This window comes from Streptomyces venezuelae, assembly GCF_008642335.1.
Taxonomy (GTDB): Bacteria; Actinomycetota; Actinomycetes; order Streptomycetales; family Streptomycetaceae; genus Streptomyces; species Streptomyces venezuelae_F.
This window is the reverse complement of the sequence record NZ_CP029191.1, coordinates 753,701-776,314: the sequence shown is the minus strand read 5'-3', so window position 1 is coordinate 776,314 and position 22,614 is coordinate 753,701. Positions and strand designations below refer to the sequence as shown.

General features: G+C 71.7%; 19 protein-coding genes and 1 pseudogene. 9 read left to right on the top strand and 11 right to left on the bottom strand.

Features of this window, described 5'->3' with window-relative positions:
- Positions 1-2: 2 nt before the first annotated feature.
- Positions 3-473, bottom strand: a complete 471-nt coding sequence (locus DEJ49_RS03410; RefSeq protein ID WP_150182316.1) for a nitroreductase family deazaflavin-dependent oxidoreductase — start codon at positions 471-473, stop codon at positions 3-5.
- Between the two features lie 173 nt (positions 474-646).
- Between DEJ49_RS03410 and DEJ49_RS03405 the strand changes: the two genes are divergently transcribed.
- The 5 genes from DEJ49_RS03405 (at position 647) to DEJ49_RS03385 (ending at position 4,913) form a co-directional block, all read left to right on the top strand.
- Entirely contained in the window at positions 647-1,372 is a 726-nt protein-coding gene (locus DEJ49_RS03405) for a TetR/AcrR family transcriptional regulator (RefSeq protein WP_150182315.1), read from the top strand.
- Between the two features lie 219 nt (positions 1,373-1,591).
- Positions 1,592-2,251 carry a DUF4232 domain-containing protein gene (locus tag DEJ49_RS03400; protein ID WP_150182314.1) on the top strand — a complete coding sequence of 220 codons (660 nt, stop codon included), beginning with the start codon at positions 1,592-1,594 and terminating at the stop codon, positions 2,249-2,251.
- An 85-nt stretch (positions 2,252-2,336) separates the two neighbouring features.
- Positions 2,337-2,657, top strand: a complete 321-nt coding sequence (locus DEJ49_RS03395; protein ID WP_150182313.1) for a hypothetical protein — start codon at positions 2,337-2,339, stop codon at positions 2,655-2,657.
- Positions 2,658-2,970: 313 nt separating this feature from the next.
- Positions 2,971-4,251: a sensor histidine kinase gene (locus DEJ49_RS03390; RefSeq protein WP_150182312.1), complete on the top strand. Its 1,281-nt coding sequence runs from the start codon at positions 2,971-2,973 to the stop codon at positions 4,249-4,251.
- Entirely contained in the window at positions 4,248-4,913 is a 666-nt protein-coding gene (locus DEJ49_RS03385; RefSeq protein WP_150182311.1) for a response regulator transcription factor, read from the top strand. Before DEJ49_RS03390 ends, DEJ49_RS03385 begins: the two co-directional genes overlap by 4 nt.
- Here the strand turns inward: DEJ49_RS03385 and DEJ49_RS03380 are convergent.
- On the bottom strand, positions 4,874-5,185 hold the full coding sequence (locus tag DEJ49_RS03380; RefSeq protein WP_150182310.1) for a DUF6332 family protein: 312 nt from the start codon (positions 5,183-5,185) through the stop codon (positions 4,874-4,876). The two genes, DEJ49_RS03385 and DEJ49_RS03380, sit on opposite strands and share 40 nt — an antisense overlap.
- 181 nt (positions 5,186-5,366) lie before the next feature.
- On the opposite strand from DEJ49_RS03380, the gene DEJ49_RS03375 reads away from it, so the two are divergent.
- Both DEJ49_RS03375 and DEJ49_RS03370 read left to right on the top strand, forming a co-directional pair.
- Positions 5,367-6,605 carry a hypothetical protein gene (locus DEJ49_RS03375; RefSeq protein ID WP_150182309.1) on the top strand — a complete coding sequence of 413 codons (1,239 nt, stop codon included), beginning with the start codon at positions 5,367-5,369 and terminating at the stop codon, positions 6,603-6,605.
- Positions 6,606-6,674: 69 nt separating this feature from the next.
- Entirely contained in the window at positions 6,675-7,097 is a 423-nt protein-coding gene (locus tag DEJ49_RS03370; RefSeq protein WP_150182308.1) for a MarR family winged helix-turn-helix transcriptional regulator, read from the top strand.
- A gap of 36 nt (positions 7,098-7,133) precedes the next feature.
- Here DEJ49_RS03370 and DEJ49_RS03365 read toward each other — a convergent pair whose 3' ends face one another.
- The gene (locus DEJ49_RS03365) at positions 7,134-7,868 is read right to left on the bottom strand and encodes a maleylpyruvate isomerase family mycothiol-dependent enzyme (RefSeq protein WP_150182307.1); all 735 of its coding nucleotides are present in this window, start codon (positions 7,866-7,868) and stop codon (positions 7,134-7,136) included.
- Between the two features lie 111 nt (positions 7,869-7,979).
- Here DEJ49_RS03365 and DEJ49_RS03360 point away from each other — a divergent pair, with 111 nt between their 5' ends.
- Together DEJ49_RS03360 and DEJ49_RS03355 are read left to right on the top strand one after the other, a co-directional pair.
- The gene (locus DEJ49_RS03360; RefSeq protein ID WP_150182306.1) at positions 7,980-8,816 is read left to right on the top strand and encodes an LLM class flavin-dependent oxidoreductase; all 837 of its coding nucleotides are present in this window, start codon (positions 7,980-7,982) and stop codon (positions 8,814-8,816) included.
- Between the two features lie 32 nt (positions 8,817-8,848).
- Positions 8,849-9,349: a nucleoside deaminase gene (locus DEJ49_RS03355; RefSeq protein WP_150182305.1), complete on the top strand. Its 501-nt coding sequence runs from the start codon at positions 8,849-8,851 to the stop codon at positions 9,347-9,349.
- Between the two features lie 26 nt (positions 9,350-9,375).
- Here DEJ49_RS03355 and DEJ49_RS03350 read toward each other — a convergent pair whose 3' ends face one another.
- The 8 genes and pseudogenes from DEJ49_RS03350 to DEJ49_RS03320 form a co-directional block, all read right to left on the bottom strand.
- Positions 9,376-9,828 (bottom strand): cupin domain-containing protein, encoded by a 453-nt coding sequence (locus tag DEJ49_RS03350; RefSeq protein WP_150182304.1) that lies wholly within the window; start codon positions 9,826-9,828, stop codon positions 9,376-9,378.
- Positions 9,829-9,843: 15 nt separating this feature from the next.
- Entirely contained in the window at positions 9,844-11,103 is a 1,260-nt protein-coding gene (locus tag DEJ49_RS03345) for an MFS transporter (RefSeq protein WP_150182303.1), read from the bottom strand.
- A gap of 8 nt (positions 11,104-11,111) precedes the next feature.
- The gene (locus DEJ49_RS03340) at positions 11,112-13,637 is read right to left on the bottom strand and encodes an ATP-grasp domain-containing protein (protein WP_150182302.1); all 2,526 of its coding nucleotides are present in this window, start codon (positions 13,635-13,637) and stop codon (positions 11,112-11,114) included.
- The gene (locus tag DEJ49_RS36275) at positions 13,634-14,869 is read right to left on the bottom strand and encodes a pyridoxal-phosphate dependent enzyme (protein WP_411757225.1); all 1,236 of its coding nucleotides are present in this window, start codon (positions 14,867-14,869) and stop codon (positions 13,634-13,636) included. The genes DEJ49_RS03340 and DEJ49_RS36275 overlap by 4 nt, the downstream gene beginning before the upstream one ends.
- A gap of 96 nt (positions 14,870-14,965) precedes the next feature.
- Positions 14,966-15,850: pseudogene (locus DEJ49_RS36270) on the bottom strand (ATP-grasp domain-containing protein); the annotation flags it as partial.
- Between the two features lie 80 nt (positions 15,851-15,930).
- Entirely contained in the window at positions 15,931-16,539 is a 609-nt protein-coding gene (gene epsC, locus DEJ49_RS03330) for a serine O-acetyltransferase EpsC (protein WP_150182300.1), read from the bottom strand.
- Between the two features lie 13 nt (positions 16,540-16,552).
- Positions 16,553-20,572, bottom strand: coding sequence for an amino acid adenylation domain-containing protein (locus tag DEJ49_RS03325; protein WP_223832708.1), 4,020 nt, complete (start codon positions 20,570-20,572; stop codon positions 16,553-16,555).
- A 792-nt stretch (positions 20,573-21,364) separates the two neighbouring features.
- Complete coding sequence (locus DEJ49_RS03320; RefSeq protein WP_190329256.1) at positions 21,365-22,588, bottom strand: MFS transporter; 1,224 nt, start codon at positions 22,586-22,588, stop codon at positions 21,365-21,367.
- Positions 22,589-22,614: the final 26 nt, after the last annotated feature.

Here is a 22,614-nt window from a genome sequence, read left to right as displayed (position 1 = left end):
ACCTACCGCTTGTTCCGCACGGTGATCCGGAAGACGGGGTGATCCGGTGCGGCCGCCAGGAGCTCCTCGTCGGAGGAGCTCGCGGTCACACCCTGGAAGTACTGGTTGACCTCCCAGCCCCACTTCTCCAGGTAGCCGCGCAGCAGCGGCAGCTTCTCGGCGTCGGGCACCTCCACGGCGGTGAACTCCCGCACCTTGCGCCCCACCCGCAGCTCACCGCCGCCGGCGACACGCATGTTGCGCACCCACTGCGAGTGCCCGCGCGCCGAGACGAGGTACTGGCACCGGTCTCCGTCGTACGTGTACGGGTTGACGGGGATCCGCTGCATCTTGCCGCTCTTGCGCCCCCGGACGGAGAGCTCGGCGCTGCCCATCAGGCTGACCCCGTGCCGCGCGAGCCAGCCGATCACGCTGTTGAAGCGGACGTTGAGCCGGCTGCCCTCAAGGTAGTACGGCGTGGGGGTCGTGGACATGGTGCCCTCCTGGGGAGCCGAATTCGAGAGCACTGCTCTCGCTTGAGAGCAGTGTGCACGACATCGGTGCCCCGAAGCAAGAGCAGTGCTCACGCTCGTGCGCACTGCTCTTTCTAGCGTGCGCTGCTCTCGTTTGTGTGCACTGCTCTGGAGGCGTGGCACACTGGGCCCTTATGAGCAGCAGCAGCAGCACGAACGCCAACGCCAATGCCACCCGAGGAGCCCGCGCCCGCGCCCGCGAAGAAGTGACCGCGGCGATCAAGGACGAGGCACGCAAGCAGCTCGCGGCCGACGGCGCCGCCAAGCTCTCCCTGCGCGCGGTCGCCCGCGAGCTCGGCATGGTCTCCTCGGCCCTCTACCGCTACTTCCCCAGCCGCGACGACCTCCTGACCGCGCTGATCATCGACGCGTACGACGCGGTCGGCGCCGCCGCCGAGGACGCGCACGCGGCGGCGGCCGGTCAGGAACCGGTGCGGCGGTGGACGAAGGTGTGCGAGGCGGTACGCGCCTGGGCGCTGGAGCATCCGCACGAGTACGCGCTCATCTACGGCTCGCCCGTACCGGGGTACAGCGCGCCGGACTCGACCGTGCGGGCCGCGTCGCGCGTAGGGCTGGTGCTCATCGGCATCGTGCGCGACGCCCACCAGGGCAGGGGTGTCGCCTACGAACCGCTGCCCGCCGGGCTGCGCACGGAAGGCGAACGGCTCGCGGCGGACATCGCGCCCGACCTGCCGCCCGCGACGATCACGGCGATGGTCGCCGCGTGGGCGCAGCTCTTCGGGCTCGTGGGGTTCGAGGTGTTCGGCCAGTTCAACCGCATCGTCGAGGACCGCCCCGCCTTCTTCTCGCACGCGGTGACGCAGCTGGCGCACGGGGTGGGGCTGCTGCGGCAGGGATGAGGCGGAGCTGCCCGAAGGTGAGGGGCCGGTGGTCCATCCGGGCAGCGGGACGTCGATGCGGGCAGCGCCTGTGACGGAACGAAGACTTCGTGGGGGACCGGCTGTAACTCGGTGCGAGTTACAAATAGTTCCGACCGCAAGCCACGCAGCACAGCGCAGCGCAGCGCAATGCATCGCATCGCATCGCAGCTCTGCGCCATGCCTCTCTGGGGGAACAGCATGAAGCACACCCGCATCGCCGCCTTCGCCGCCCTCGGCCTCGCCGCCGCCCTCTCGCTCACCGCCTGCAACGGTGACGACTCCGGGGCGGACGCCTCCTCCCAGGGCGCCGCGACCTCCAACTCGTCCTCGTCCTCGTCCTCCTCGTCCTCGGGCGGCGGTTCGGAGGCCGGTCAGGGGCCGTCGGGCTCCGGGCAGGACTCCAAGGGCGGCGCCGACGCCACGAACGGCGGAGGCACGTCGGGTGGCACCAAGGTCACGTCCTGCAAGACGAAGGACCTGGCCATCGACGCGCAGGACGCCGCGCCCGACGAGAAGACCGGCCGCATCGACATCACCATGGTCAACCGGGGCTCCACGACCTGCTCCGCGACCGGCTTCCCCGGCGTCGACATCAAGGACGCCGACGGCACGTCCAGCTCCACCGGGCGCGGGCAGGCCCAGCCCCGCGTCACCACCCTGAAGCCCGGCGACGCCGCCGTCTTCAACCTGGCCTACGACATCGACGACAGCGGCGAGAGCATGGCGTCCCCGACCCATCTCCTGGTGACGCCCCCGAACGAGACCCACACCGTCACCCTGAAGTGGCCCGCGGGTGCCGGAGCGATCAAGGGCATCGCCGCCGACGTACAGGTCTACCCCACGCACACCACCAAGTAGTCGCGCGGGTCAGGAGTGGCCTGCGGGGCACTCCGGGGGAAGGGGCGCCTTCGCGGCGACCGTGCCCGTGGGTTCCGTCCGGGCCGTGGACTTCGCCTGGGGAGCGGCGTCCGGTGTCGGGAGCGCCGTCACCGGCGTGGCGCTGTCGGTGCTGTGCGGCGTGCTGTTCCTGGGCGACCGGCCCACGGCTCTGGCCTGGCTCGGCATCGGCGTGACCGTACCCGCGCTCTGGCTCGTCTCCGCGGGAGGAGCCCGCGGCGGACGGGCAGGCAGCGGACGGACAGACGCTCAGGCGGCCGAACCGGCACCCGGTTCGCGCGTCCCCGTGGACGGGCTCATCGCCAGTGCCGGCGTGGCCCGGCCGCGTTCCGTCAGCCCGCCAGGCTGTCGGGCCTCGCGGTACTGATCGGCGCGGGAGCGGCCCTCGGTCTCATCCTCTATCTGTGGGCGGCCCAGCAGCAGATGCTGGCCATCGCCGTCGTGCTGGCCTCCCTCTACCCCGCGGTGCCGACCGTGCTCGGCGTCGCGGGGTAGAGCGAGCGAGTCACGCGCGCGCAGACGACCGGCCTGGTGGGCGCCGTCGTGGCCATCGTCCTGCTCACCCTGGGCTGAGGGGTCCCGGCGCCTCGGGGCGCGCCCCGCCTACTCCCGGGGGAGTACGCGTGATCACCTCGCCCGTCGGACGCCCGCGCCACCCGCCCCGGTCTAGCGTGACGGTCATGGACGAGCAGCGCGAGAACAACCCGGGCGGGCCGCCCCTGTGGCGGCACGGACCGCCCTGGTGGAATTCCGGGACCGCCGACGGACCGACGGGATCCGGGGCCCGGACGGCACGTCGTCTGCCCTGGCTGACCACCGCCGCGCTCACCGTCTTCGTGCAGGTCGGCTCCCGGTTCGCCGAGCACGGCCAGCCCGACCGGCAGGACCTCGGCACCTTCGCGCGGGTTCTGCTGTTCCTGGCCACGGCGGTGCTCCTGTTCCGGCACCGGCATCCCGTGCCGGTCGTGTACGCCACCTCGGCGATCACCCTCGCCTACGTCGCCGCCGGGTTCCCCTACGGCCCGGTCTTCCTCGCCGTCGCCGTGGGCTGCTTCGCCGCGATCGTCGCGGGGCACCGCCGGGCGGCCTGGGGAGCGGTCGGCGGGCTGTGGGCGGGACATCTGTTGATCGCCCACTGGCTGTACCGGTGGCTGCCGCCCGGCGACGACGGCGCCCGCCCCTGGAGCGAGGAACTGGCCGCCGCCGTCTGGGTCGTGGCGATCGTCGCCGTCTCCGAGCTCGTGCGCGTACGCCGTGAGCAGTGGGCGAAGGAACGGGCTGAGCGCGCGCAGGCCGCGAAGCGCCGGGCGGACGAGGAGCGGCTGCGGATGGCACGCGAGCTGCACGACGTCCTCGCGCACAGCATCTCCGTCATCAACGTGCAGGCGGGCGTGGGCCTCGCACTGCTCGACTCCGACCCGGAACAGGCCCGCACCGCCCTGACCACCATCAAGGCCGCCAGCAAGGAGGCGCTGGGCGAGGTCCGGCAGGTCCTCGGTACCCTGCGTGCCCCCGGTGACGCGCCGCGCGCCCCGGCGCCCGGACTCGACCGGCTGCCCGAACTCGTCGAGCAGGCAGGCAGCGCGGGCCTGGCCGTCGAAGTCGCCACGGAGGGCGGTCCGTTGAGGCTCGCGCCCGGCACGGACCTCGCCGCGTTCCGGATCATCCAGGAAGCGCTGACCAACGTCGTACGGCACTCCGGTTCGCGTCACGCGCGCGTGCTGGTGCGCCACGAAGCGTCGTCCCTCACCCTGCGGATCGACGACGACGGGCCCGCCACCGGCACCGACGCGGGCGGCAGCGGCAACGGACTCGCCGGAATGCGGGAGCGCGCCGCCGCCCTCGGTGGCACGATCGAGGCGGGCCCGCGCCCGGACGGCGGCTTCCGCGTGACCGCCGTACTGCCACGGGCGGCGGGTGAGGATGCCCGGGCCCGCACCACACCTCGGGAGGACCAGTGATCCGCGTACTGCTCGCCGACGACCAGTCGTTGGTCAGAGCGGGCTTCAAGGCGCTGCTCGACGCGCAGGAGGACATCGGTGTCGTCGGGGAGGCCGCGGACGGCGGCGAGGCGGTGCGGATGGTGCGGGAACTGCGCCCCGACGTCGTCCTGATGGACATTCGCATGCCGGTCCTCGACGGGCTCGCCGCCACCCGCCAGATCACCGGCGAACCCGGTCTCGGCGACGTGAAGGTGGTCATGCTGACCACGTTCGAACTCGACGAGTACGTTTTCGAGGCGATCCGCTCCGGAGCGTCGGGCTTCCTCGTCAAGGACACGGAGCCGGACGAACTGCTGCGAGCCGTAAGGGCGGTGGTCGAAGGGGACGCTCTGCTGTCACCTGGTGTGACGCGCCGTCTGATCGCGGAGTTCGCCGCGCGTTCCAAGGAGCCCGCGGCCGCCGACACCCTCGGGGGCCTGACCGAACGGGAGCGGGAAGTGATGGCCCTGGTCGGCATCGGCCTGTCCAACGGGGAGATCGCGCGCCGTCTGGTCGTCAGCCCGCTCACGGCCAAGACTCATGTCAGCAGGACCATGGTGAAGCTGAACGCCCGGGACCGCGCCCAACTCGTCGTGTTGGCCTACGAGTCGGGCCTCGTCCGCCCCGGCTGGCTGGGCTGATCCGGTCGGCCGGGCTGATCCGGCTCGTCGTCCAGCCGTGCGGCCCGACCGTGGCGCAGGAGGATGGCCGCCAGGACCGTGAAGAAGACGACGGCCCCGGCGATCGCGCCGGCCCGGACCAGCGTGCCCTCGCCGGGCGACCGCACACCGAAGAAGAACGCGGGTGACGCCACCGCGAGCACCGTGCCTCCGGCGAGGGACGCCGCCACGAACAGCGCGTAGGCGATCTCGACCGTGTCCGCGTCGCGCTGTGCCTGCGTCCTTCGCCCCATCCTCCGAGTGTGCGGTGCGCGTTCCCCGCGGGCAATGGCCCGGTCGCGTACGGGGACACGCGCGGATGCCGTGCGTGCCGCCGACAGGCCCCCTCCAGTGGCGGCCCGCATGAAGCGTGCATACAACGGGATACACGCTCATGTGCGGGGCGAAAGTGTCCCGCTGAAATGGAGAGACGACATGGCCGCTGAGTCATTCTCCGCCGCAGGGGAAACGTCCGGGACCGGCGAACCGCTGGTGTCCACGTCGGTCCATTGGGGCACCGCGCAGCTCGGCGTCCCGACCCGCGTGGAACCCGCCCCCTGGCAGCACCCGGCAGGCCACACCACCGACCAGGCCGTCCCGGAGAGGGAACCGGTCGCGGACGTCGCCGACGGCGCTCCGCCCGAGCGGGACCGGCCCGTCGAGGCCGCCGAGGGCGGGCCCCGGGAACCCGCGGCGCCCGATGCCGAGGACGACGCGGTGGACGAGCTCATACGCGTCGCCGTGGTGTCGAGGCCGCTGGACGACGTGGTCGACCTGGTCACCCTCCTGGAGCAGTCACCCGACGGCATGCCGACCGCCGCCTCCGTCCTCCGTCTGGCGGCCGTGGCCCGTTCCGTCGACGACGTCACCCGGCTGGTGGAGCTCCTCGGCCCGCCGGAGCACCCCGCCGACCACATGGACGAGGCCATCCGGCACGCCGCCGAGGAACGCCCCATCCCCGAGGTGAGCCGGCTCGTCCACCTCCTGTCCCGTCCTCCGCACGACCCGCACAGCGGCGCCGAGGTGGTGCACGCCGCGGGTACGTCCCGGTCGGTCGAGGACCTGATGCAGCTGATCGGCAGCCTGCGGGAGCAGAGCGGTGGCGCCCCGGGCGTGCCGTCCGTCGACAGTGCCGCGGCCACCGGCACGGACGCCGCTCCGGGCAGCAACTCCGCTCAGGGCGGTGCCGGTTCCGACGCCAGGAACACCACCACTGCCCCGGCCCGCACCGCTTCCGCGCCGACCGCTCCCGAAGCTCCGGCCGCGCAGGTGCGCACCCGGACCTCGCTGGTGTGGCTGCGGCGCGTGGCGGGCGTACTGCTCCTGCTCTGCGCGGCGGCCCACTTCCCGCTGACCTGGTCGGGCGCGCCCGCCGTCGGCCTCGCCGGGGCGCTGGGCGTCTCCGTCGTCTGCGCCGTGGCGGGCCTGGCGCTGTGCCTGAGCGGCTCGCCGCTCGTGGCCGTGGCGGGCACCTTGGTGGCCGGAGCGCTGACCGTCGCCCATCTGGTGGACGACCGGTTCGACTCGCGGACGCTCGCCTTCGTCCTGCGGCCGGAGCGGGTGACGGCGCCGCTGCCGACCCTGTCCGCGGCGATCGCGGCCCTCGCCTCGCTGCTGGTCGTGGCGCTCACGATCGCCGCCCTCAGGGCCTCGGCCGGCCGGGACCGCACCTGACCACGTTGGATGCGTATGCATTTAATGCTGGTGCAATGAACGGTCGGAACTCTGCTAACGTGCGGTTCCATGGCGGCGAAAACGGCCGAGCAGGGGCTCGAGGCGCGCGAGCAGGGGCTCGTGGATCAGTGGCGCGGCATCCTCGCGGTGCATGCGCGCACCCTCTGCGAGCTCGACCGGGAGCTGCACCCGCACGGTCTGGGCGCCAGCGACTTCGAGGTCCTCGACGTGCTGGCCGAGGGATCGTCGGACGACGGCGGGTGCACGTTCCGTGTGCAGGAGATCTCCGCGCAGGTCCACCTGAGCCAGAGCGCGCTCTCCCGTCTCATCGGACGCCTCGAGAAGGACGGTCTCGTGGAGCGCGGCATGTGCAGCGAGGACCGTCGGGGCGTACGCGTATCCCTCACCGACAAGGGGCGCGCACTGCACCGGGAGGTGCGGCCGCTGCAGCGGGCCGTCCTCGGGCGGATGCTCGACACCTCCACGAGCTGACACCCCCGAGCCGACGGCCCCCGCCCGCTGCTCGCGTCACCCCATGACGATCGCGGACTTCTCCCGCCACAGCTCCGCCAGTGCGGTGTCGCCCGTCACCTCAGGGAACGGCAGCCGGTTCCAGAGCGCCAGGTAGAGCCGCGTCGCCGGTCCCGAGACCTCGCAGTCGGCGGGTGCCGTCGCACCGTGTTCGGCGACCGGAGGCCCGTCGGACAGACGTACGGTCCAGGTCCGCCCGTCCGTCGCCCGCACCCGCAGCACCCGCGGGACATCAGTGCGCACCCGGCTCTTCCCGCGGGCGTGGAACCCGAACAGCAGCTCCTCGATGCCGTCCACGGCGAAGGCGACGTCCAGCGGCGACGGCGTGCCCCCGCGCGCGGACTCGGCGTCCACCCGGTGGACGGTCGTCTCGTTCGCCTGCCGCCGGGCCCAGAAGGCCAGCGGCGAGGGCGCGGGCAGGAAGGTCCAGCACTCGACGTCGGGCGGGGCCGATTCGAGCGTCGCGACAAGAGCGGCGTGGCCCTCGCGGAACCACGCCACGAGGGGGTCGCCGTCCAGGTCGGGGAGTTCGCCGCCGAGCCGGTACGAGGTGCGCCCCTCGGCGAGGAACGCGGCGGCCCAGCGGTGCACCATCCCGACGTGCCGCAACAGATCCCGCACCTGCCAGTCGGGACAGGTCGGCACCTTGGCGTCGGTCCCCGCCTCCGCGGCGGCCCGGGCCAGCAACTGGCCTTCTTCGGCGACTATGTGAATGTGCTCGGAAATCTCCATGCGGGCGATTGTGTCGGATGCGGTGCGCTGGAACCGGAACCTCCGGGCGATCTGGGACCGATTGCGTACGCTCCGTAGCCACCGGGACCGCGGACTCCTAGGGTGACGCCCATGCGGATAGGTGTGAACGTCCCCAACTTCGGGCCGGGGACGCACCCGGAACACCTCGCCCGTTGGGCCGAGACCGTGGAAGGACTCGGCTTCGAACTGCTGATGATGTCCGACCACGTGGTGGTCACGCCGGACGTGGCCGAGCAGTATCCCGCGCCGTTCTACGAACCCTTCACCACCCTCGCCTGGATGGCGGGCATCACCACCGGGATAGACCTGGGCACGACCGTGCTCATCACCCCCTACCGGCACCCTCTCCTGGTCGCCCGCATGGCCGCCAACCTCCATCAGCTCAGCGGCGGGCGGCTCATCCTGGGCGTCGGGGTCGGCTGGGCCCGGGAGGAGTTCGAGGCGCTCGGCGTCCCCTTCGAGCGGCGCGGCGCGCTGACCGACGAACACCTGCGGACACTGCGGGAGGCCTGGGAGAACGAAGCCGACTACCGCTCGGGGCAGTTACCGATCTGGATCGGCGGGAACAGCGACGCGGCCATGCGCCGGGCCCTGCGGTTCGGTGCCCCCTGGCATCCGCTGAGGTTCACGATGCCCTGGTTCAGGGATGCGCTGGTGCGACTGAAGGGCATGTCCGCCGAGCTCGGCCGGCCCATGCCGGGTCTCGCGCCGCGGATCCGGCTGCGGCTCACCGGAAAACCGGTCGACGACCCGGACCGGCGCGCCGGCGAAGGCTCCCTCGAACAGCTCCTGGAGGACATGGAGGAACTGCGCCTCGCCGGAGCCGACACGGTGCTGCTGGACCCGTACCACGGTGATCCGCACGAGACTCTCCAGCCGGAGAAGGCCTGGCAGGCGCTGGCGGTCGTGGCCGCCCACCGGACATAGCCCCCGACCGCCCACCGAGAGAGGAAGCACCCGTGGCACCTCACGACCGCGACCTGCCCCACCTGCGCCGCTGCATCGAGCTGGCGGCCGAGGCGCTGGAGGCCGGTGACTGGCCGTTCGGGTCCGTGATCGTCGACGCGGACGGCACGGTCAGGGCCGAGGACCGCAACCGCGAGTCCACCACCGGAGACCCGACCGCCCACCCGGAGTTCGCCCTCGCCCGCTGGGCGGCGACCCACCTCACCCCGGAGGAACGCGCCGCGGCGACCGTGTACACCTCGGGCGAGCACTGCCCCATGTGCGCGGCGGCGCACGGCTGGGTCGGGCTCGGCCGCATCGTGTACGCGAGTTCGTCCCGGCAGGCCCGGGAGTGGAAGGCGGAGTGGGGCGTGCCCGTCACCTCGCCCTTGAGCCCGCTGACCATCCAGGACGTCGTACCCGGCGTAGAGGTCGACGGGCCGTTCCCCGAACTGGCCGACGAGGTACGCGAGTTGCAGTGGCGCTTCCGCAAAGGGAGGGCCGGGGCCGACTGATGCCGGCCCCGGCCCCCTCCTCCCGCTCAGACCATGAACTGGTCGTACTTCGCCATGTGTTCCCGCAGCTCCTCCATGCTGGGATTGCGCCCGTTGGCCGTCAGCCGGCCGAGGCCGCGGAAGTAGTCCTCACGGTTGTAGATCGGGTAGAACATGATCAGCAGGGTGGCGTCCTCGGTGCCCCGGTTGGTGAAGCCGTGCGGCTCGCCCTTGGGGACGTACGCGAACGCGCCCGGCTCGCCGACGACCTTGCGGTCGCCGATGGTGAACTCGATCTCGCCCTTGACCACGTAGAACATCTCGGTGGACTGCTTGTGGATGTGCGGGGCCGCGCCCTTCGCCTCCGGGGCCATGTGGTGCTCGAAGAAGCCGAACTCCCCGTTGGAGTCGGGCGTGGTGAGTTTCAGATACGTCCTCTTCGTGTCCCGGATGTCGACGTATTCGCCTTCACCTGCGGGGACGTACAGCGGAACGGACATGGATCCCTCCTGGAATCACGTGCTGACGGGTTGACCGAGTTGCGGGTTCATGGCGGCGCGGGCCTGCGCCCACCGGCCGATGAGCGGCGCGGCGAGGCCGCAGACGGCGAACAGCGCGGCCAGCACGGCCCATCCGGCGCTGCCCGCCGTGATGACCAGGCCGACCACGACCGGTGCCGCGATCTGCTGGACGGCCACGCCGAGCCAGAAGACCGACAGATAGACGCCCTCCTGGCCGGGCGCCGCGAGCAGGTACGAACCGCCCCAGCCGCCGGCGGACTGGAACAGCTCGCCCGCGGTCAGCGCGACCATGGCGAGGACCAGCACGCCGACCGCCACGAGGACGGGCGGCTTCGGCGCGGCGATCAGGAGCAGGCAGCAGACGGCGAGGGCGATGCCCGCCCGCACCAGCGCCCGCGCGGAACCGGCGATGGTCTCGGTGCCGCGGCTCGCGCGCACCTGCAGCGCCACAGCGAGCACGGTGTTGACCGCCACCAGGGGTGAGATCACCGCGGCCGGGGCCTCCGTGTGCTCGACGATCCACAGCGGGATGCCGATGCTCAGCAGCGTCATGTGCATCGTGAGCACCGCGTTGATCCCGGTGAACGACAGGAACGGTGCGTCGCGCAGCGCGTCGACGGAGAAGCGGCGCCGCAGGCTCTTCGCCGGGGTGCCGAGCACCGGAAGCCGGTGGGCGAGGAGTGCGAGTACGGCGAACGAGGCGGCGTTGAGCAGGAGGATCGCGGCGTAGCCGGGCCGGGTGTCGATCAGCAGCCCGACCCCGCCGAGGAGAGCGCCGACGGTGAAGCCGACGTTGCGCAGCGACCGCAGCACCGCGACCACCCTGACCCGGTCGTCGGTCGCCGTCACCTGCCCCACCAGGGCCTGTTCCATCGGCGCCGCCGCCTTGTCGACCAGACCGAGCAGACACACCACCGTCAGGAACTGCCACAGGTTCTGGACGAATGGGTAGAGGACGAAGCAGCCGCAGCGCCACAGGCTGACGCCGACCAGGACCTTCTTCGGGCCGATCCGGTCGGCGAGGATGCCGATGGGGACGGCCGTGGCCAGGGCGATCGCGGCGGACAGGGTCAGGCCGAGGCTCAGCTCGCCCACGGAGAGCCCGACGGACCGCGTGATGAACGGTACGGAGACGGCCAGGAAGGCGCCCGTGCCGAGGGCGTCGATCATCGCCATCACGGACAGCCGCAGGCCGACCCGTCCGCCGGGGATGGATCGCGGCCACCCCCGGACGCGCTGCCGGAGAACAGACATCTGCTTCCTCACTCCGTGGTGATGTGGATGGCCGCGGCCGCGTCGAGGACGCGTCGGCGCGCGCTGTCCGCGTCGGGCCCTGTCGCGATCACGTGTCCGGCGCGGTCCCACGAGGACGCCCAGGTCCGGACCTCCTGCCCGGCCTCGACGTCGATCTCCACCGTCCGTACGCCGGGCAGCGCCCGTGCCGCGTCCGTCCCCTCGACCGCCGTGACGGTGCCGGGTCCGGCGGCCAGGAACCGGATGGCCGAGGCGCGTTGCGCGGTGCGGGGGAGGGCGACCGGGCGGCCGGCCAGCAGGTCGATGAGGGCCAGCCGGATCCGCGTGCCGTACGCCAGGTCGTTGAGGTCGATCAGGTAGTCGCCGGGGCAGCGCCCCGCGCACTCCACCAGCGCCGGACCGGACGCGGTCAGGATCCACTCGGCGTGCAGGATCCCGGTGCGGTAGCCGGTCGCGGCGACGAGCGCCCGCATGGCCTCCTCGAACGCGGCCCGGGTGTCCCGGTCGAGCGGGGCGGGCAGCAGATGGCCGAGCTCCACCGGGTACGGGCCCGGGACCACCGTCTTGGCGGTGACGTTGTGGAAGATGATCTCGCCCTGCCGTACCAGGGCCTCGACGCTGTACTCGGGCCCGCGCAGGCGCTCTTCGGCCAGGAAGCGCCACTTCATGTGCCGGTCGGGCACCTGCTCGTACTCGGCGGCGGACGACGTGCGCTCCCACGCCGCCGCGGCCGTGGCCGCGTCGACGGAGTCGAGGAGCTGCACGCCGACGCTGGCCTGCCGGTTGGCCGGCTTGACGACGACGGGCCCTCCGCCCGCGAAGGCGAGGATGTCCTCGGGCCCGTGCACCTCGCGCCAGCGCGGACCGCGGACGCCGCCCGCGTCGCACACCTCGCGCAGCCGCACCTTGTCCCGCAGCGCCTGCGCGGCGGGCTCGGTCGCGCCCGGCAGCCCGAGCTTCTCGGCAAGCGCGGCCGCCGCGGGCACCGCGTACTCCAGGCCCGGCACGACGGCCGCCACCGGGCGTCGTGCCTCCAGGTCGGCCGCCAGATCCAGGGCCCCGGCCGACTGCTGGTAGTGCGCGGGCACGATCCGGTCGAGGCAGCCGAAGCGCGCCGCCGCGTCCCGCAGGTCCCGCTTGCGGATGATGTCGGGCTCTTCGAGGACCACGACGGACCCGTCGGGAACACTCCCGTCGATGGCGCGCAGGTACGCCGCGTTGTAGCCGACGAACACGACCTGGGCGTCGGCTCCGGCCGGTGCCTCCGCGGTCCGGCCGTCCGCGCGGACCGGCGTCCCGTCGACGACGACCTCAAGGGTGGCGAGGGCCTCCGCGAGGCGGCTCTCGGCCTGCTCGGGCGTGGCGCCCGAGACGATGACGTGCCCTTGGCGTGCCTTGGAGTCACGTACCGCGTCGATGGTGTCGCCGGGACGCAGCCGCAGCGTCAACTCATCGACGTACGAGCGGCGTTGGAGCTCTTCCAGGCCGCGGATCGCGTCGACGCGTCCCGGCGGGAAGGTGAAGAACCGCACGGCCGCCGTCGCCGTCGGCTCCGGCACCTCGGGCGGTGCGCCCGCAAGACCCGCGAAGATCGCCCGCTCGACGTCGAGTCCGCCGGCCAGTTCGACGAGCCGCGGAATGCGGTCGCCGCCGAGCCGGGCCTGCGACTCGACGATGCGCGGCCCCCGCTCCGTCCAGATCACCTCGGTGTGCGCGGGCCCGAACCGGTACCCGCACACGGTCAGGAAGCGGACCGCCAGCTCCGCGACGGCTTGCGCGCGCTCCGGGGGCAGCGGCGCCGGATGGACGTGCCCGACCTCCACGAACAGCGGCGGCGGCCCGAGCACCTTCTCCGTGATGCCGACGACCCGGTGCACGCCGTCCTGGCTCAGCGTCTCCACGCTGTACTCGGGACCGCGCAGATACTCCTCGACGAGGAAGGGACCGGCATAGCCGTACGTGTCCACGAGCGCCGTCCAGGCCGCCAGGTCACGCGGCTCCCGCCACAGGAACACGCCCCTGCTGCCCGCGGACGCGACCGGCTTGACGACCGCGGGAAGACCGACGCGTTCCACCGCGGCCGGAACCTCGCTCCTGGTGGGCGCCGACGCGTGGACCACCGGGGACAGTTCACGCCGCGCGAGCAGCTCACGCATCGCGTGCTTGTCGGAGAGGAAGCGGATCGCCGACGCCGGATTGACCTCGGCGCGCAGCTCCTCGGCGACCTCGTGGGCCGTCACCATCGTCTCCTCCCTGCCGAGGTGGAGGATCACCGACGCACGGTGTTCCGTCGCCACGTCGCGCAGGGTGCGCCGCAGCAGCTCGCGGTCCGTGAAGTCCACCGTCACGAACAGGTCCGCGGCGGCGCGCACGTCGTCGAGATAGCCGGGCGTCTCGAGCCGCGGGTCCCAGATCGCGCCGACCCAGAATCCTTCGGCCCGCGCCTTGCGCACGAACTGCCGGTAGGGCATCACCATCAGCAGGCGCGGCCGCTCGCCGGTGTGCCAGCTCGTCAGGGGTAAGGGAGCAGTCATCGGGCACCGCCCGGGGTGTTCTCATGGGCGAGCACGCTGAGGTACCGCTCGCCGGTGTCGGGCAGCAGCGTCACGATGCGCCGGCCCCCGTACTCGGGCCGGGCTGCGAGCACCCCGGACGCGTGGACGACCGCGCCGCCCGAGACACCGGCCAGCAGACCGGCGTGGCGTGCGAGCCGCCGGGTGGTGTCCAGGGCGTCCGCGTCGGACACCGTGATCACCTCGTCGATGAGGCTCTGCTGCGTGGTCGGCGCGATGAAGCCGCCGTTGAAGCCCGGGATGCCGTGCGCACCGGGCTCACCGCCGGACAGCAGCGGCGAGCCCGCAGGCTCCACCGCCACGATCCGCACAGCGGGGTGACTCTCGCGGAGATATCGCCCCGCGCCACTGAGCGTACCGCCGGTTCCCACCCCGCAGACGAACACGTCGATGCGTCCGCCGACGTCACTCCAGATCTCGGGGCCCGTGGTCTCGTAGTGCGCCCGTGTGTTGTCCGGGTTGTCGTGCTGGCGGCAGAACCACGAGCCGGGCGTCCGCCGGTGGAGCTCCTCGGCCTTCTCGACCGCGGCCCGGTAGCCGCCGGAGTGCGGGGTCCGCACCACCTCGGCGCCGAGCGACCGCAGCATGGCCAGCCGCTCCCGGGTCGCGTTGTCCGGCAGCACGATGACGCAGCGGTAGCCGCGGTCCGCCGCCAGAGCGGCCAGCGAGATACCGGTGTTGCCGGAGGTCGCCTCGATCACGGTGCCGGAGCCCGGCACGAGCAGCCCCTGCCTCTCGGCGCCCCGCAGCATCGCGAGGGCGGCCCGGTCCTTGCTGCTCGACCAGGGGTTGAACAGCTCCAGCTTCGCGAGCACGTCGGCGTCCGCCGGGGCACCGTCCACGATCCGGTCCACCGGCAGCCGCAGGAGCGGCGTGCCGCCGATGAGGTCGACGAGGGAGTCCGCGACCGGACGCCGGAAGACCGGCACGGTGCGGATCCCGATCTCCTGGACGGCCGCCTCCGCGGTGCGCGCCGCCAGCTCGGCGGTCTCCGCCACCGCGAGCACATGACCGGACCGGTCGCCGTTGCGCCTCAACTCCCGTACGACAGAACCCGGTTCCGGCTTGACGACGACTTCCTCGACACCGGGCAGCGCGGCGGCGCGCTCCCGCCCGGCGACCGACACCACCCGGCCGGGCTGCGCGGTCAGATAGCGGATCGCGGCACCTCCGACCGGTCGCGGCGGCAGCACGGGGTCGGGCAGCGGCTGACCCAGATACTGCCGCGCCACCAGCTCCAGGGACTTGATGCCGAGGGCCCGGTCGACGAGGTAGGTGATCTTCCCGCCGGCGGGCCGCGGGTTGATCTCGACGAGCTTGGGCCCGGACGCCGTCAGCTTCACCTCGACGTGGGCCATGCCCAGGTCGAAGCCGACCGCCCGCAACGCCTCCACGGCCAGATCGCCGCAGGCGCGTACGAGCGGATCGGGCAGCCGGGAGGGGAAGGTGTGGGCCAGCTCGACGAAGTGGCCGAGCCCGACGACCGACTTGTCGGTCACCCCGAACACCTCGTACCGGTCGCCGTCGGCGAGCACCTCCACGCTGACCTCGGGGCCGCTCATGTACTCCTCGACCATCAGCTCGTCGTGGCGGGCCTGGCCGCGGGTGTTCTGTGCGCGGGAGCGGATCAGGGCGACGTGTTCGGCGGCCTGCTCCGGCGTGTCGACGAGACGCACGTCCGCACTGCTCGTCTCGTCGGCCGGCTTCACCACACAGGGCAGGCCGACCTCCGCGGCGGCCACGGCTGCCTCGTCGGGCGTCCGCACGGTGCGGAACTCCGGGATGGGCACGCCGAGGTCGGCGCAGCGGCGGCGCATCAGCGCCTTGTTGCGTGCGGTGGCGACACCGTCGACGCTGACGGTGGGGAGCCCGAGGTGGACCGCGACCTCGGCGGCCACGACCACGTCGTACTCGGCCAGGGTCAGGAACGCGTCGAAGGGCTGCTCGGCCCCGGCGGCGTGCACGTGCGGCAGGAGCTCTTCGTAGACGTTCGTCTCGCACCGGACGATGGTGTCCACGTAGCGGTCGAAGTAGGCGGGTCCGCCCGGGACCGCGAGGTAGCGCTCCAGGTCGCGGGTGAAGAAGGTGACGCGGCAGTCGAGTTCCTTGATGATCTGCAGGCCCTCGAAGCCGGAACCGGAGAGATTGCTCTCCAGGACTCCGACGTGGATCATTCTGTGCCTCCGTTGGCGTACCGGCTCGTCGCCGGGGTGAAGTCCGTTGCTGTGTGGATGAGTACGAGGTGCGCGGGCCGTCACCAGCACCCGGCGGTGGCCAGGGTCCGGAGCAGCTGCTCCGACTCGGCGCGCTCCGCGGCCGACAGCGGTACGGCGACCGCGGCCACGGGGGCCGTCACGCGGGCCCGGGACGGCACATCGCCCAGGACCAGTGCTCCCGCGCCGATCAGGGCGTCGTCGCCGACGGTGACGGGGCCGAGGACGATGGCGTTGGTGCCGAGCACCACCCGGTCGCCGACGACGGGGTGGCGGCGGGCGCCCGGCGCGCGCCGCCCGTCCCGCCACCAGCCCACCGCGCCCAGCGTGACCTGGTGGAAGATCGTGACGTCGTCGCCGATCTCGGCGGTCTCCCCGATGACGACGGCGGCGCCGTGGTCGATGAACACGCGGCGGCCGAGCCGCGCACCCGGATGGATCTCGACGCCGCCGGTCGCCGCTCGTGCGAAGTAGGCGATGAGACGGGCGAGTTGACGTCGTCGACGGGTGTAGAGGACGTGTGCCGCCCGGTGTGCCCACAGGGCCGGCAGCGCGGGGTGCAGCAGCGCCTGTGTGCGTGTGTGGATCGAGGGGTCCCGCTCCACGATCATGGAGAGGTCCTCCCGCGCCCTGATGACGGTCTTCCGCATGGGATCAGCCCCCTCAGTAGTCCGGGCTCTTGATGAGGTGGCCGGGATCCTCGACGATCTCCGGGATGTAGACCCGCTCGTTCCACACGTCCTGGGCCACGGGCTCCAGGGCGATGGACACCACCCCTTCGTCGACGGAGAAGGCGGTCCTGACCGCGCTCGTGATCGCGTCCACGAGCGCCGATATCTGGGCCTCTTCGAGGTTGTTCGGGAAGTGCTTGATGTTCACGTGGGGCACCGGGATGACCTTTCGGGTGAGGCGCGCGTCGCGCAGGGCGGTGACGAGTTCGTCCACTCCGTGCGCGCGCAGCAGTGCGTAGTGGTCGGCCCGCAGCCGGTGGATCCGGGGAGGCGTGGCCGTCAGCGGGTGGCCGTGACCGTGGCCGTGGTCGATGAACGAGTCCTGGTCGCCGGCGGCGCGGAACACCGTGACCGGCGCCGTGACCCGGTGCCCGGCCATGTCCTCGGGGCCGTACTCGAACAGGAACGTCAGCCGCACCACGCCGACGATCCGGCGCACCAGCTCGCGGTCCAGCTGCTCGAACCGGTCGCAGAGGCACGCGATGAAGGACTCCTCGTCGTGGGTCGACGCCAGACATTCGGCGATCGCGGACCGCTGGATGGTCCCCGCGAAGACGGAGTAGAGGATCGCCACGAACGCGGGGTCGGTGAAGTCGACCGTCGCCTCGGCGGGCGCACCGTCGCGCACCTCCACGGGTGGCTTGCCGGGCGCCATGAGGATCACCTCGTCGACGCGCTCCCCGGCCTGTTCCAGCTGCCGGGCCACCGCGAAGGCGACCCGGGCCCCGAAGGAGTACCCCCACAGCGTGTACGGGCCCTTCGGCTGCGCCTGCCGGATGAGCTCGATGTCCTTGGCGACCATCTCCTCGAACGTCGGGTACGCGCGCTCGCCCGGGTTGATGCCGTACGCCTGGACACCGAGGAACGGCCGGGCGAGGCCGAGCCGTCCTGCCAGCAGCCGCAGGCTCATGGGATAGCCGCCGAGTCCCGGCCAGCAGAAGACCGGCCGTCCGTCGTCCGCGCCGCCGAGCCGCACCAGACGGGACAGCGCGGTGGTGGGCGTACGGTCGACGAGCCGGGCGAGACCGGCGACGGTCGGCGCGTCGAACAGCACCTGGAGCGGCAGGGAACTGCCCAGCTCCCGGTTGATGCGGCCGACCAGGTTGACCGCGGTCAGCGAATGGCCGCCGACGGCGAAGAAGTCGTCCCGGATCGAGACCCGCTCCTGTCGCAGCACCTCGCGCCACAGCGCGGCGACCGCCTCCTCGGTGGGCGTGCGCGGTGGTACGACCGGTGCGTCGGCGTCGTCGACGGCGGCCCGGTCCAGCTCGCGCAGGGCCTGGTGGTCGATCTTGCCGTTGGGGGTGAGCGGGAACGAGTCGAGGACGGTGACCCGGTTGGGCACCATGTACGGCGGCAGGGTCTCGGCGAGGTTCTCCTTGAGGATCTCGGCGGGACCCCGCATGTGGACGGAGTCCTCCTTCATGCCCTCGCTGAGGCGCTGCTCCTCACTGATGCGGCCGCCCACGGCGAAATAGGACGCCGTGTCGCCCGTGCCCACGCCGAGGAGCGCTGTCATGCGCCGCGCCGACGCCAGCGGATGCCCGGTCTCCGAGCTGTAGCCGGACGACATGAGACCGAGGCCGATGCCGTTCAGCTGGAGGCGCTGGAGCTCCCGGCCGAGGTCGGCGTAGCGCTGCCAGGGCGCCGCGGCCCGCCCGATCATCGTGACCCCGAAACTGGAGCGTGCGTAGACCTCCTGGTTGATGGCGATGACGTCCTGCTTGCGGATGAGCCCGTCGGAGACCCGCTCCAGATCCCCGTCCCGGTACTTGTAGTGGCCCTCGGCGAGGTCGGTGATCCGGCCGGGGTGCGCCTGCACGTACAGGTCGACCGGGTGGGGCCCGGCGGGCGCCGCGGCCGTCTCGATCTCGTACGTGGCCAGGTAGAGGTCCTCGTCCGGGCAGCGCAGCACGTCCTTGATGCCGGGTTCGTCCGCGCGGGCGGTGACGCGCAGCCCGTACTCGGGGAGCACGTGGTCGAACAGGCCGATCATGTGGCCCGCTTCGAACCCGAGGACCTCTCGGATGTTGTTCCGGTAGACCGGCTCGATGGCGGACCGGCGCCCGACGAAGTGGACCCGCATCCTGGGCGCGGCCCGGGTGGCAGCGGGCGTGGGAGCCGGTGCGATCAGTGTGAGGTGGTGGTCGACCGGGTGGTAGTAGTAGTGACCCGCCTCCAGTCCGGCGATGCCTGACAGCTCCAGGTACAGCTGGGTGGCGTAGAGGGAGCCGGGAGAGGCGTAGCCGTACTTGGGCAGAAGGCGCTCGCCGCTGGGGAACTGGCCGAAGTAGCGGAGCAGGGAGCCGAGTTCGTCCCGGGTGAGGGTGGCCGGGTCGCGGGGTGCGGCGGCCCGTTGGGCCGGGCGGGCGAGCAGGGTCAGGAGGTCGTCGCGGGTGACCGGGCCGCCTTCGTAGAAGCGGTACGTCTTGCGGGCGAACACGGTGCGGCGCTGCCCGGCCGTGGCGGCCCGCCCCGGTAAGCCGACGACGGGCAGCCCTTCGTCCTCGCGTACGCCCAAGTTGCCGAGCTGCGCCTTGAGTTGCAGTTTGCTCTGCTTGGACTGGTGGTGGGCGCCGTGGTTGCCCTGGTCCATCAACGCGGCCCGGTCGGGGTCGAGTTCGACGAAGGCGACGAGGTTGGCTCCGGTCCGCGCGTCGTCGCGGACCAGCACGGTGGCGGACTTCACCCAGTCGTGCCTCTCGACGGACACCTTGATCTCGTCCAGCTCGACCCGGAAGCCGCGCAGTTTGACCTGGCTGTCGGTGCGGCCGAGGAACTGCACCGTGCCGTCGGCGTTCCAGCGGGCCAGGTCTCCGGTGCGGTAGAGGCGGGTGGCGTCGGCCGCACCGCTGCCGGGGACGAACCGGTCCGCGGTCAGTTCGGGGTTGTTCAGGTACCCTCGGGCCAACTGGGGCCCCGCTATGTAGAGTTCACCGGACTCGCCCGACGGGACCGGCCGCCGTTCGGCGTCGAGGATGTGGAAGCGCATGCCGCGCACGGGCCGTCCGATGGACACGTGCTCGGGGCTCTGCCGGAGGGCGTGCCGGTCCACACGGTGGGACGAGGCATTGATGGTGCACTCGCTCGGGCCGTACAGATTGACCAGTTCGCAGCCGGGCAGCGCGTCGAGAAGTTCGGTCGCCAGACTCCTGGTGAGCGCCTCGCCACCGCTGAAGACCTGCGTGAGCGACGTGCAGTCGGCCAGTCGGCCCGTGTCGGCGAGCGCCTGCAGCAGGGTCGGCACGCCTTGGAGTGTGGTCACGCCGTTGGCCAGGATCAGGTCGACGAGTCCGCCGGGGTCGGCGTAGACCCCCGGTTCGCTCATCACCACGGTCGCGCCGCAGGCCGGGGCGAGGATCTCCCACTGCGCCGCGTCGAAACTCAGCGGCGTCTTCTGCAGCACCGTCCTCGTCCGGTCGAGCCCCTGCTCATCGGCGAGCCAGCGCATCTGATGGACGATGCCGCGGTGCTCGATCCCGATGCCCTTCGGGCGGCCGGTACTTCCGGAGGTGTAGATGACATACGCGAGGTCATCACCCCGTACGACGAGCTCCGGATCAAGTACGCCTGTGGCGCCGTCGTCCCCCGTGACGGTGAGGATGCGGGTATCCGGTGGGGTCAGGGCCGCCATCCGGTCGGACAGGGGCGCGTCCGTCAGGACGACCCTGGTCCGCGAGTCCGCGACCATGTAGCGCACGCGTTCGTCCGGATACTCGGGCGACAGCGGCACATAGGCGGCGCCCGCGCACAGCACTCCCCAGACGCTCACCATGAGGTCGACGGAGGGCGGCAGGAAGATGCCGACTGGTTCATCCGCCGTGACACCGAGATGTCGCAGGCGTGCCGCCAGCTCGCCGCTCCGCTCGCCGAGCTGCCGGAAAGTCAGTCTGTCCGCGCCGCAGGAGACGGCGGTCCGGTCGGGCTGGGCGAAAACGGCCGCGCGCAGCATGTATGGCAGGGATAATTCTTGATGCCCCGTGGGGTTCGTCATCATTCTCTGACCTGGAATCCGTAGAATTTTGCAGAATTTTGGGATGCGTCATTGCAGAGATGGGCCGGCGGTCGGAGACCGGCACGGCGCGAGAACAGCCGAAACAGGCTAAAAAATGGAAAGGGCGCGACGAAACGCGGTCATAGGTACTGACCCAGGTGGTTTTCGTCGCGACCGAGACGCGCTGAGGCGCGCGTGAAGTGCGTGTCGAGCATGTCAGGCATACGGGGTGTGACATGCGGACGAGCGGTCGCTTGCGGTGAAGGCCCAGAAGGGCTCAGCAGCGTGATCCGGTGTGCCGAGCGGCTTCACGGAATTTCACGTACATGCCTTTACACTCTCCCCGTTTTGACTGACCGGCTTGCGATCGGACGGTACGGATCAATCAGACGGATCAATCAAAGGGTCCGACCTTGAATTCCCAGATACCAGCAAGCCGTCTCTAGTTGAGCGCTCACCTTAATTCCTGGGAACACCGCTTGTAAAACATTATTTTCGATGCATTACTCAGAGATTGGCCGGTCCTCATGAGTTCTGGAAGCTCGATCGGCATCCGCTTGCGTCGGGTGACGGCGGGCGGGCGCGCGCGTGCTGGCGAAACGGGCGTCCGCTGTACAGAAGCCGCGTTCCGGCAAGGGTCGGCCGGATGGCCGGATATAGGGGTTGACGTGGCGCCCGGCGTGATGTGCTCGGGTCACTTCCTTCTCAGGACTCCGCAGTACGTGGCAGGACGCGCAGGCGTACGGCCCTTCATCGGTGGCGCGTCGTGTAGCCGATCACGGCGGCGAGGCCCGCGAGCACGGCCACGCTGGTGAGAGCGGTCGGCAGGGTGAACCAGTCGGCCATGAAGCCGATGGCGGGCGGGCCGAGGAGCATGCCGCCATAGCCGAGGGTGGATGCGGTGGCGACACCGTTGGGTCCCGCGAGCGCGCCCGCGCGCTCGATGGCGACGGGGAAGATGTTGGCTAGCCCGAGACCGGTGACGGCGAAGCCGATGAGCGCGAGCCAGACCGTCGGGGCGAGCGCGCCGAGCAGCATGCCGGCGGCGGCCGTGGCGCCGCCGGCGACGAGTATCGGGGTCTGTCCGAGGCGTTCGAGCAGGGTGGTCCCGCTGAGCCGGCCGAGGGTCATGGCCAGGGCGAAGCAGGAGTAGCCGGCGGCCGCGAGGCCCGGGTGGGCGGCCAGGCCCTGTTCGAGGTGGAGGGCGCCCCAGTCGGCGAGCGCGCCCTCGCCGAAGGCGGTGCAGAGCGCGATGAGACCGAAGACGAGGACGAGACGGCGGGTGCGGGTGTCGAGGCGGCGGGGGCCGCTGTCCGGGGCGGCGTCGCGGTTCGCGTCCGGGCTGCTCCGGCTCTCCGCGGGTGCCGGAGGCTCGATGCGCAGGAGGGCGCGTCCGGCCACGGCCGTGACGAGCAGGCCGATCACGGTGAGGCCGAGCAGGTGGCGCGTGGGGGAGAGGGAGCCGGCGATCACTCCGCCGAGCCCCGCGCCGGCCATGCCGCCGAGGCTGAACGCCGCGTGGAAGCTGGGCATGATCGGGCGCCGCAGCGCGGCCACGAGGTCGACGGCGGCGCTGTTGAAGGCGACGTTGATCCCTCCGTACGCCGCTCCGAAGATCAGCAGCACCGCGCCGAGGGCCGGTGCCGAGTGCGTCAGGGGAGGCAGGGCGACGCTGAGGGAGAGCAGCACGCCGCACGCGACGGTGACGGGGTGGGTGCCGAAGCGGCGGCAGAGCCGCCCGGTCAGCGTCATCGTGATCACCGCGCCGACGGAGACCCCGAGCAGCGCGAGCCCCAGATCGCTGGCCGACGCGCCCGTCTGGTCCTTGATGGCCGGGATGCGGACGACCCATCCGGCGAAGATGAATCCGTCCAGGGCGAAGAAGATCGTGAGGATGACGCGGAGGCGGCGGAGGTCGGGAGGTGTGGGGGAGGGCCGCGATGCCGCGGTCCCGATTTTGTTTCTGAGCGGCACAAAGTCAGGGTAGGGGTGCGCGAGGG

What these genes read in the sequence shown, in the direction of transcription:
- DEJ49_RS03410 (WP_150182316.1), bottom strand. Translation starts at nt 473, where the DNA reads ATGTCCACGACCCCCACGCCGTACTACCTTGAGGGCAGCCGGCTCAAC.
- DEJ49_RS03405 (WP_150182315.1), top strand. Translation starts at nt 647, where the DNA reads ATGAGCAGCAGCAGCAGCACGAACGCCAACGCCAATGCCACCCGAGGA.
- DEJ49_RS03400 (WP_150182314.1), top strand. Translation starts at nt 1,592, where the DNA reads ATGAAGCACACCCGCATCGCCGCCTTCGCCGCCCTCGGCCTCGCCGCC.
- DEJ49_RS03390 (WP_150182312.1), top strand. Translation starts at nt 2,971, where the DNA reads ATGGACGAGCAGCGCGAGAACAACCCGGGCGGGCCGCCCCTGTGGCGG.
- DEJ49_RS03380 (WP_150182310.1), bottom strand. Translation starts at nt 5,185, where the DNA reads ATGGGGCGAAGGACGCAGGCACAGCGCGACGCGGACACGGTCGAGATC.
- DEJ49_RS03375 (WP_150182309.1), top strand. Translation starts at nt 5,367, where the DNA reads ATGGCCGCTGAGTCATTCTCCGCCGCAGGGGAAACGTCCGGGACCGGC.
- DEJ49_RS03370 (WP_150182308.1), top strand. Translation starts at nt 6,675, where the DNA reads ATGGCGGCGAAAACGGCCGAGCAGGGGCTCGAGGCGCGCGAGCAGGGG.
- DEJ49_RS03365 (WP_150182307.1), bottom strand. Translation starts at nt 7,868, where the DNA reads ATGGAGATTTCCGAGCACATTCACATAGTCGCCGAAGAAGGCCAGTTG.
- DEJ49_RS03360 (WP_150182306.1), top strand. Translation starts at nt 7,980, where the DNA reads ATGCGGATAGGTGTGAACGTCCCCAACTTCGGGCCGGGGACGCACCCG.
- DEJ49_RS03350 (WP_150182304.1), bottom strand. Translation starts at nt 9,828, where the DNA reads ATGTCCGTTCCGCTGTACGTCCCCGCAGGTGAAGGCGAATACGTCGAC.
- DEJ49_RS03345 (WP_150182303.1), bottom strand. Translation starts at nt 11,103, where the DNA reads ATGTCTGTTCTCCGGCAGCGCGTCCGGGGGTGGCCGCGATCCATCCCC.
- DEJ49_RS03340 (WP_150182302.1), bottom strand. Translation starts at nt 13,637, where the DNA reads ATGACTGCTCCCTTACCCCTGACGAGCTGGCACACCGGCGAGCGGCCG.
- epsC (WP_150182300.1), bottom strand. Translation starts at nt 16,539, where the DNA reads ATGCGGAAGACCGTCATCAGGGCGCGGGAGGACCTCTCCATGATCGTG.
- DEJ49_RS03325 (WP_223832708.1), bottom strand. Translation starts at nt 20,572, where the DNA reads ATGCTGCGCGCGGCCGTTTTCGCCCAGCCCGACCGGACCGCCGTCTCC.